This is a genomic window from Oerskovia turbata, from assembly GCF_000718325.1.
Taxonomy (GTDB): Bacteria; Actinomycetota; Actinomycetes; order Actinomycetales; family Cellulomonadaceae; genus Oerskovia; species Oerskovia turbata.
In genome coordinates, this window is the sequence record NZ_JOFV01000001.1 from 222,123 (window position 1) to 231,586 (window position 9,464).

The window sequence follows — 9,464 nt, forward strand, 5'->3', positions numbered from 1 at the left end:
AGGGGACACCTGGCCTTGCACTCGCCCCTGCCGAGTGCCAATAATGGCGTTAGCACTCTCGGTATGAGAGTGACAGGTTTCTCTGGTCGTCAGGTGAGGCCCGCGAGTCGGCGTGACATGAACGCCGGCGTGCGCGAGCCGTCCGTCGCGGGCGCCGACCGACCGTCACACGCCACCAGCGGAGGATCAATCCCCATGGCAAAGATCATCGCCTTCAACGAGGAGGCTCGTCGCGGGATGGAGCGCGGGCTCAACGTCCTCGCCGACACCGTGAAGGTCACGCTCGGCCCCAAGGGCCGCAACGTCGTCCTCGACAAGAAGTGGGGCGCGCCCACCATCACCAACGATGGTGTGAGCATCGCCAAGGAGATCGAGCTCGACGACCCGTACGAGAAGATCGGTGCGGAGCTCGTCAAGGAGGTCGCCAAGAAGACCGACGACGTCGCGGGTGACGGCACCACCACCGCGACCGTGCTCGCCCAGGCGCTCGTGCGCGAGGGCCTGCGCAACGTCGCCGCCGGGTCCAACCCGATCGCCCTCAAGCGCGGCATCGAGAAGGCCGTCGAGGCCGTGACGGCCCAGCTGCTCGTCGCCGCCAAGGACATCGAGACCAAGGAAGAGATCGCCGCCACGGCCGCGATCTCGGCCGGTGACCCCGCGATCGGCGAGCTCATCGCCGAGGCCCTCGACAAGGTGGGCAAGGAAGGCGTCATCACCGTCGAGGAGTCGAACACGTTCGGCCTCGAGCTCGAGCTCACCGAGGGCATGCGCTTCGACAAGGGCTTCCTCGCCCGCTACTTCGAGACCGACCCCGAGCGTCAGGAAGCGGTCCTCGAGGACCCGTACGTCCTGATCGTCGAGTCGAAGATCTCGAACGTCAAGGACCTGCTGCCGCTGCTCGACCAGGTCATGAAGGCCGGCCGCAGCCTCCTCATCATCGCCGAGGACGTCGAGGGCGAGGCCCTGGCCACCCTCGTGCTGAACAAGATCCGCGGCACGTTCAAGTCCGTCGCCGTCAAGGCACCGGGCTTCGGCGACCGCCGCAAGGCCATGCTGCAGGACATCGCGATCCTCACCGGTGGCCAGGTCATCTCCGAGACGGTCGGCCTCAAGCTGGAGACCGCGACCCTCGACCTGCTCGGCCAGGCGCGCAAGGTCGTCGTCACCAAGGACGAGACCACGATCGTCGAGGGTGCCGGCGACGCCGACCTCATCGCGGGTCGCGTGAACCAGATCCGTTCCGAGATCGAGAAGTCGGACTCCGACTACGACCGCGAGAAGCTCCAGGAGCGCCTCGCCAAGCTCGCCGGTGGTGTCGCTGTCATCAAGGCCGGCGCCGCGACCGAGGTGGAGCTCAAGGAGCGCAAGCACCGCATCGAGGACGCCGTCCGCAACGCGAAGGCTGCCGTCGAGGAGGGCATCGTCGCCGGTGGTGGCGTGGCCCTCATCCAGGCCGGTGCCGTCGCGTTCGACACCGCCGCGATCACCGACCTGGTCGGCGACGAGGCGACCGGTGCGCAGATCGTGCGTGCCGCGATCGACGCCCCGCTCAAGCAGATCGCGATCAACGCCGGTCTCGAGGGTGGCGTCGTGGCCGAGAAGGTCCGCAACCTCCCCTCGGGCCACGGCCTGAACGCCGCGACCGGCGTCTACGAGGACCTGCTCGCCGCAGGCGTCAACGACCCGGTCAAGGTCACGCGCTCCGCGCTGCAGAACGCCGCGTCCATCGCAGCGCTCTTCCTCACGACCGAGGCGGTCGTCGCGGACAAGCCGGAGAAGAACCAGCCGATGCCCGGTGGCGACGGCGGCATGGGCGGCATGGACTTCTGATCCGTCCGCTCACGCGGCCGGGCTCGTAGGAGCCCGCGCAGCTGACACGAAGGGCCGTCCGGCCAGGGAGACCTGGCCGGACGGCCCTTCGGCGTCTCCGGGCCCCCGAGGGGGACGTGCCAAGGCCCCGAGGGTGACGCCCGTGACTGCCGAGGGTGACGTGCGTGCCTGTCGAGGGTGACGCCCTTGGCTGCCGAGGGTGACGCCACGACTCCGAGGCTGACTGGCACCCCTCGGCGGAGGCAGGTCACCCTCGGCGGTCGGGTGCGTCACCCTCGGCATTGGTCGGCGTCACCGTCGGCGGTCGGGTGCGTCACCCTCGGCGGGGTTGGGGTTGGGGTTGGGGTTGGGGGCAGGCGGGCACGGGGGCGGTGGCGAGATGGCAGATTGTCGGCATCTGTCCGTTCCGTGGACGCCTCTTCCCAGGCGGGCAGCGTGTGTGCTTAGGTCTACCTCAGTGAGGGAAGGTTTACCTAACTCATTCAACTAACTCGCTTCACACGCCTGGCTCTGGGGGGACCATGGGACTGCCGACGATCGCCGCCTACGACGGCCCGGCACCGCACGAGTACCCGAGCAACCGCGTGACGTGGCAGGTCGACCCTGCCCGTGCGGTGCTCCTCGTGCACGACATGCAGCAGTACTTCGTGAACGCGTTCGACCCGGCGTCGCCCGCCCTGCGGGCCGCCGTCCACAACATCTCGCGGCTCGCCGCGACGGCGCGCGAGATCGGTGTCCCGGTCGTCCTGACCGCCCAGCCACCCGCGCAGCGCCCCGCCGACCGCGGGCTGCTCACCGACTTCTGGGGTCCGGGCATCCTGGACGACGGGTCGGACGTCGTGATCGACGAGCTCGCTCCGCAGCCGGGGGACGCCGTGCTGACCAAGTGGCGCTACGACGCGTTCGTGCGCACCGGGCTGCGGGACCTCCTGCGCGAGCAAGGACGGGACCAGCTCGTCGTGACGGGCGTCTACGCGCACATCGGCTGCCTCGTCACGGCGTGCGACGCGTTCATGCACGACGTCCAGCCGTTCCTCGTCGGCGACGCCGTCGCGGACTTCTCGCTCGCCCACCACCGCCAGGCCCTCGCGTGGGCGGCGGACCGGTGCGCGGTCGTCGGGACGACGGACGACGTGCTGACCCGTCTCGGGGCGCACGTCCCCGCGGTGGTGGGGGCATGAGCACGCGGGTCGCTCTCGTGACCGGTGCCGCGGGCGGCATCGGGGCTGCGGTCGTGGGTGCGCTCGCGGCGCAGGGCTACGTGGTCGTCGCGGGAGACCTCGACGGCGCGGTCCCGACGACGCCGCCCGGCAAGGCGACGGAGGGCGCCGTCGTCCCGGTGCGCCTCGACGTGACCGACGAGCAGGACGTCGTGCGCCTGGTCGGCTGGGTCGAGGCCGAGATCGGCCCGCTCGAGGTCCTCGTGAACGCCGCCGGTGTCCTGCACCCCGGCGTCGTGACCGAGTCCTCGCTCGCGGACTGGCAGCGCATGCTCGCGGTCAACGCGACGGGCGTCTACCTCGTCTCGCGCGAGGTCGCGCGATGTCTGTCGGAGCGCCGGCGGGGCGCGATCGTCACGGTCGCGTCGAACGCGGCAGGCGTCCCGCGCGTCGGGATGGCGGCGTACGCGGCCTCGAAGGCGGCGGCGTCGAGCCTGACCAGGTCGCTCGGTCTCGAGCTCGCGCCGTACGGGGTGCGCTGCAACGTGGTCTCGCCGGGCTCGACCCGCACGCCCATGCTCGCGGCGCTCGCCGGGTCCCCAGGGCCCGACGACGTCCCCGTCCTCGACGAGTCGGCCGAGGCCCGCGTCGTGGCCGGGGTGCCGGAGGACTTCCGGCTCGGCATCCCGCTCGGCCGGCTCGCCGAGGTGCAGGACGTGGCCGACGCGGTCGTCTTCCTCGTCTCGGGAGCGGCCCGGCACATCACGGTGCACGAGCTCGTCGTCGACGGCGGCGCCACGCTCCGCTGACGTACCCGTCCCCCCGCACGACCTCTCGCACGTCACCCTGCTGACGACCTCGCAGGTTCACGTATCCATCGACATCGACGAGGACGCCACATGACCGGCTTCACCGTGCTCGACCCGGCAGAGACCGTTGTCGCGCCCGACCCGGCGCACGCCCGCCACCATGGTTCACCCAGCGATGCGCCCGACGCCGCCGCCCCCCTCGGGCACGGCGAGTTCCGTCTCGCGTCGCCCGACGTGGGTCTCGTGGCGCACGGCGTGCGCGAGCGCCTCGACGTGCCGTCGTGGGACGGCCCGACGGTCGCGGCCGCGGCACGCGACCTGCTCGCCCGGGCGGCCTCCGCGCGGTGGGCGGGGGAGCCCGCGCCCATCCTCGTGGGGACGATCCCGTTCGACCCCTCGCGCCCGGCGCACCTCGTCGTCCCGGCGCACCAGTCCTGGCGGCCCGTGGTCGCTGCCGGTGCACCGGGCGAGACCATCGAGGAGGCCCCGCTACCCGTCGCCCGGCCCGAGGGTGCGCTGCCCGGACGTGACGACGTGGTCTTCCGCGCCGCCGTCGGGCGGGCCGTGTCCCGGCTCGAGGACGGCGTGGCCGAGAAGGTCGTCCTGGCGCGCACCCTCGACGTGTCCGCGGCGGGTCCGCTCGACCGTGGCGTGGTGCGTGCCGCGATGCGGTGCGCGAACCCGGACGCGTACGTGTTCGACGTCGAGCTGCCCGGCGACCAGGGGCACCTGATCGGGGCGAGCCCCGAGCTCCTGGTCTCGGTGCGCGACGGCGTGCTGCACAGCCACCCGCTCGCGGGCTCGGCCCCGCGCTCGGCCGACCCCGAGGAGGACCGCGCGACCGGGCAGCGGCTCCTGACGTCCGAGAAGGACCTGCGCGAGCACGCGTTCGTGACCGCCGCGATCCGCGAGGTGCTGCGCGCGTACGTCGCCCACGAGGACGACCTGGACGTTCCGACGTCCCCGGAGCTCGTCGCGACCTCGCACCTGTGGCACCTCGGCACGCCCGTCACGGCGCGTCTGCGGCCTGGCGTCTCGGTGCTCGACGTCGTCTACGCGCTGCACCCCACGCCCGCGGTCTGCGGGCACCCGCAGGCCGCGGCACGCGAGCTCATCGGGTCCCTCGAACCGTTCGACCGTGGCTTCTACACGGGCCTCGTCGGCTGGGCGGACCAGGCCGGGAACGGCGAGTGGGCGATCGTGCTGCGCTGCGGCGTGGTGCGCGGCGCGGACGTGCGGCTGTTCGCGGGGGCGGGCGTCGTCGTCGGGTCCACGCCCGAGGGCGAGCACGCCGAGACCGCCGTGAAGTTCTCGACGCTGCTGTCCGCGCTGGGCGTGGTCTCGTGAGCGTCGAACTCGCGCGCCCGGCGCCGTTCGTGCTCGACGGCGTCGTACCGTTCCCGGCCGACGTCGCCGAGCGCTACCGCGCGGCCGGGTTCTGGACGGACCAGACGCTCGGCTCGCTCGTGCGCGACGCAGCCGCCGCACGGCCCGACGCGACCGCGCTCGTCGACGCGGCCCGCAGCATGACCTACACGGACCTGGACCGTGCGGCCGACGACCTCGCGCACGGCTTCGCGGCGCTGGGGCTGCGCCGGGGCGACCGCGTCGTCGTGCAGCTACCGAGCGCGAGCGAGCTGGTCGAGGTGCTGGTCGCGCTCGGACGCTCGGGCGTCGTGCCGGTCCTCGCGCTGCCCGCGCACCGGCGCACCGAGGTCGAGTACTTCGCGGCGCACACGGGCGCGGTCGCGCTCGTGACCGGTGGCGTCGAGGCGGGCTTCGACCACGCGGCCCTCGCCCGGGAGGTCGCCGGGACCGTGGCCTCGGTGCGGCACGTCGTCGCGACCCCCGCGGCGCACGCCGAGCGGCCGGACGCACCCAGCCCGTTCACCGCGCACTCCCTCGACGACCTGCGCCGGGCCGACCTGACCGCGGTCCGCGGACCCTTCGAGGACGCCGCCCACCCGGCCGACGTCGTGCTCCTCCAGCTCTCGGGCGGGACCACGGGCACGCCCAAGCTCATCCCGCGCACGCACGCCGACTACCTGTACTCGGTGCGCGAGAGCGCGCGGATCTGCGGGCTCGGTCCGGGCTCGGTGTACCTCGCGACGCTGCCCGTCGCGCACAACTACGCCCTGACGTCGCCCGGTGTGCTCGGGGTGCTGCACGCGGGCGGGACCGTCGTCCTGTCCCCGCACGGCGCCCCGGACACGGCCTTCCCGCTCGTCGAGCGGCACCGCGTCACGCACGTCGCCCTCGTGCCGCCGCTCGCGCACGTCTGGGCCGCGTCGCCGCTCGTCGCCGCGCACGACCTGTCCTCGCTCGAGGTCCTGCAGGTCGGGGGAGCCAAGCTGGGGACGAGCGCGGCCGAGCGCCTGCTCGACGTCTTCGGGGACACGCTCCAGCAGGTCTTCGGCATGGCCGAGGGGCTCGTCTGCTACACCCGGGCGGGCGACCCGCGCGAGGTCGTCGTCGGGACCCAGGGACGGCCCGTCTCTCCCGCTGACGAGGTCCTCGTCGTGGACGACCACGACGAGACCGTGCCGCCCGGGCACCCCGGGCACCTGCTGACCCGCGGCCCGTACACGATCCGCGGCTACTACCGGGCGCCCGAGCACGACGCGCGCTCGTTCACGGCCGACGGCTTCTACCGCACGGGCGACCTCGTGGTGCGCGACGCCGCGGGGTACCTCACGGTCGTCGGGCGCGCGAAGGAGCAGATCAACCGCGGTGGAGAGAAGATCGCCCCCGCCGAGGTCGAGAACCACCTGCGCGCGCACCCCGACGTGCTCGACGCGAGCGTCGTCGGCGAGCCCGACGAGTACCTGGGCGAGCGGGCGGCAGCGCGCGTCGTGCCACGCCCCGGGACGGTCGCGCCGACGGGTCCCGTGCTGCGCCGGTTCCTGCGCGAGCGCGGCATCGCCGCCTACAAGATCCCCGACCGCTTCGAGACCGTCGAGGCGCTCGCCACCACCGCGGTCGGCAAGGTCGACCGCACCCACCCGGCCCCCGCTCCCGCGGCCGCCGGCACCGAACCCCGCACCCAGCCGTGGAGCACGCGATGAGCAACCCGTCCCGCACGCAGGACCCCCGCACGCAGGACCGCCGCCGCACGGCGCACGACGTGGACGTCGACGTCCTGGGTGTCGGCTTCGGGCCGTCGAACATGGCCCTCGCGATCGCGATCGAGGAGCACAACGCGAGCGCCCAGGCACCGTTGCGCGCGGTCTTCCACGAGCGTCAGGCGACCTCGCGCTGGCACCACGGGATGCTCTTCGAGGACGCGCACATGCAGGTCGCGTTCGCCAAGGACCTCGTGACGCTGCGCAACCCCACGAGCGACTACTCGTTCCTCGCGTTCCTGCACGAGCAGGGCCGCCTGACCGACTTCCTCAACCGGGGTAGCTTCGCGCCGTTGCGCGTCGAGTTCGCGGCCTACCTGCGCTGGGCCGCGGCCCGTCTCGCGGGGTTCACGCGCTACGGCTCGTCGGTCGAGTCCGTGACGCCCGTGCACGACGGCGGGAGGGTCGTCGCGTTCGACGTCACCGTCGCGGGGGAGCACGGTACGAGCAGGACCAGGGCCCGTGACGTCGTCGTCGCCGCAGGCCTCCAGCCCCGCCTCCCGGAGGGCGTCGTCGAGTCCGGCCGGGTCTGGCACAACCAGCGCCACCTCGACCGCGTCGCGCTCGCAGGCCACGACGTGCGCCGCGCCGTGGTCGTGGGCGCAGGGCAGAGCGCGGCCGAGATCATGATCGACCTCTACGACCGGTTCCCCGGCGCCGAGGTGCACTCGGTGTCGCGCCGCTACGGCTTCTCTCCCTCGGACTCGACGCCCTACGCCAACTCGGTGTTCGACCCGGGCGCGGTCGACGTCTTCTACGACGCCCCGCCCGCCGGGCGCGCGCAGCTCATGGCGCACCACCGCAACACCAACTACTCGGTCGTCGCCGAGGACACCATCCGCACCCTGCACGAGCGCGAGTACCGCGACCGGTGGCTCGGGCGCGGGCGCCTGCACTGGCACCGCTGCACCGAGGTGCTCGACGTGCGGGACGCCTCGGCCACCCCGACGGACGGCCCGGCGGGAGGTGCGGTGGACGGTCCGGCGGGACGTCCGGTGGGCGGCCCGGTGGCTCTGACGCTCGCCGAGAACCTCACGGGGACGACGGCCGTCCTCGACGCCGACCTCGTCGTGCTCGCCACGGGCTACCGCCCCCTGGACCCGGCGACGCTGCTCGGCGGCGCGACCGACCTGCTCGGTCGCGACGCCGACGGGGCCCTGGACCTGCACCGCGACCACCGCGCCCGCCTCACCGCGCCTGCCGACGCCGGGCTCTACCTCGTGGGGCAGTCCGAGCACTCGCACGGACTCGGCTCGACCCTGCTGTCCACGCTCGGGGTCCGCGCCGGAGAGGTGCTCGCGTCGGTCCTGGCCCGCCGGGTCGACGGCGCCGGGTCCGCCGGGCCCGCCGCGCACGTCCCGGACGAGACGGACGGCGAGACGGACGGCGAGACGCGCGCGGCGCCGTCGGGCACGGGCCGCCTTCTGCCCGGCGGGCGCGTCCTGCCCGACCCGCTGGTCGTCCGATGAGCCTCACCACGACCGACCTGCGCGTCGGCTACGGCAGGCGCGACGTGCTCCAGGGCGTCGACCTCGAGATCCTCCAGGGCGAGCTCACGGTCATCGTCGGGCCCAACGGCTGCGGCAAGTCGACCCTGCTGCTCTCGCTCGCCCGCGTCCTGCGACCCACCACGGGGACGGTCGAGCTCGACGGGCAGGTCGTCACGTCGATGCCGCCCCGCGAGGTCGCCAAGCAGCTCGCGTTCCTGCCGCAGGCCCCCGTCGGCCCCGACGGCATCCGGGTGCGCGACCTCGTGGCCCGCGGACGACACCCGCACCAGGGGTTCCTGCGCGCGCTGTCGTCCGAGGACCACCGGGTGATCGACGAGGCGCTGCTCGCGACCGACACGCTCGACCTGTCGACCCGGCGCGTCAACGAGCTGTCGGGCGGGCAGCGTCAGCGCGTGTGGATCGCCATGGCGCTCGCGCAGGAGACGTCGCTGCTGCTGCTCGACGAACCCACGACGTTCCTCGACGTCGCGCACCAGCTCGACGTCCTCGACACGTGCGCGCGCCTGCACGACGAGGGCCGCACGGTCGTCGCGGTCCTGCACGACCTCAACCTCGCCGTGCGGTACGCGACCCGGCTCGTCCTCATGAAGGACGGCGCGGTCGTGGCGCACGGGCGACCCGAGGAGGTCCTGGACGCCGACGTCGTCCGGCACGTGTTCGGGATCCGCGCCCACGTCGTGACCGACCCCGAGGGCTGGCCGCTCGTCGTCCCCGTCCGCTCCGACGTCCTGGCCAGGCGTTCGCCCGCACGCACCCGCGCACCACACCCCGCCGGAGGACCCGCATGACGCACCCGACCATCACGCGCGAGCAGGTGCTCGCGGACCTCGTCGACGTCCTCGGCGCGGGCGGACCGGCCGCGCACGAGATCGGGCTCGACGACGACCTGACCGACCACGGCCTCGACTCGGTGCGGCTCATGGCCCTGCTCGAGCGCTGGCGCGCCGCGGGCCACCCCGTGGAGTTCGCCCAGGTCGCGGCCCGGCCCACGCTGCGCGGCTGCCTGCGCGCGCTGGGCGTCGCCGCCTGACG

8 protein-coding genes are annotated in these 9,464 nt (G+C 73.5%); all 8 read left to right on the forward strand.

From position 1 onward, the window contains the following. Window positions 1-195: 195 nt before the first annotated feature. The 8 genes from groL (at window position 196) to IE95_RS0101060 (ending at window position 9,462) form a co-directional block, all read left to right on the forward strand. A complete protein-coding gene (groL, locus tag IE95_RS0101025; protein WP_030144107.1) occupies window positions 196-1,830 on the forward strand; it encodes a chaperonin GroEL in 1,635 nt (544 codons plus the stop codon). A gap of 521 nt (window positions 1,831-2,351) precedes the next feature. Then, window positions 2,352-3,011: an isochorismatase family protein gene (locus IE95_RS0101030; protein ID WP_030144108.1), complete on the forward strand. Its 660-nt coding sequence runs from the start codon at window positions 2,352-2,354 to the stop codon at window positions 3,009-3,011. After that, entirely contained in the window at window positions 3,008-3,799 is a 792-nt protein-coding gene (locus tag IE95_RS0101035; RefSeq protein WP_030144109.1) for a 2,3-dihydro-2,3-dihydroxybenzoate dehydrogenase, read from the forward strand. The genes IE95_RS0101030 and IE95_RS0101035 overlap by 4 nt, the downstream gene beginning before the upstream one ends. A 90-nt stretch (window positions 3,800-3,889) precedes the next feature. Further along, complete coding sequence (locus IE95_RS0101040) at window positions 3,890-5,146, forward strand: isochorismate synthase (RefSeq protein WP_051702545.1); 1,257 nt, start codon at window positions 3,890-3,892, stop codon at window positions 5,144-5,146. Then, window positions 5,143-6,864, forward strand: a complete 1,722-nt coding sequence (locus tag IE95_RS0101045; protein ID WP_206053275.1) for a (2,3-dihydroxybenzoyl)adenylate synthase — start codon at window positions 5,143-5,145, stop codon at window positions 6,862-6,864. Before IE95_RS0101040 ends, IE95_RS0101045 begins: the two co-directional genes overlap by 4 nt. Beyond that, a complete protein-coding gene (locus tag IE95_RS0101050; RefSeq protein ID WP_084689691.1) occupies window positions 6,861-8,390 on the forward strand; it encodes a lysine N(6)-hydroxylase/L-ornithine N(5)-oxygenase family protein in 1,530 nt (509 codons plus the stop codon). The genes IE95_RS0101045 and IE95_RS0101050 overlap by 4 nt, the downstream gene beginning before the upstream one ends. Beyond that, complete coding sequence (locus tag IE95_RS0101055; RefSeq protein ID WP_036570292.1) at window positions 8,387-9,220, forward strand: ABC transporter ATP-binding protein; 834 nt, start codon at window positions 8,387-8,389, stop codon at window positions 9,218-9,220. The genes IE95_RS0101050 and IE95_RS0101055 overlap by 4 nt, the downstream gene beginning before the upstream one ends. After that, window positions 9,217-9,462 carry a phosphopantetheine-binding protein gene (locus tag IE95_RS0101060; protein ID WP_030144114.1) on the forward strand — a complete coding sequence of 82 codons (246 nt, stop codon included), beginning with the start codon at window positions 9,217-9,219 and terminating at the stop codon, window positions 9,460-9,462. The genes IE95_RS0101055 and IE95_RS0101060 overlap by 4 nt, the downstream gene beginning before the upstream one ends. Window positions 9,463-9,464 lie beyond the last annotated feature (2 nt).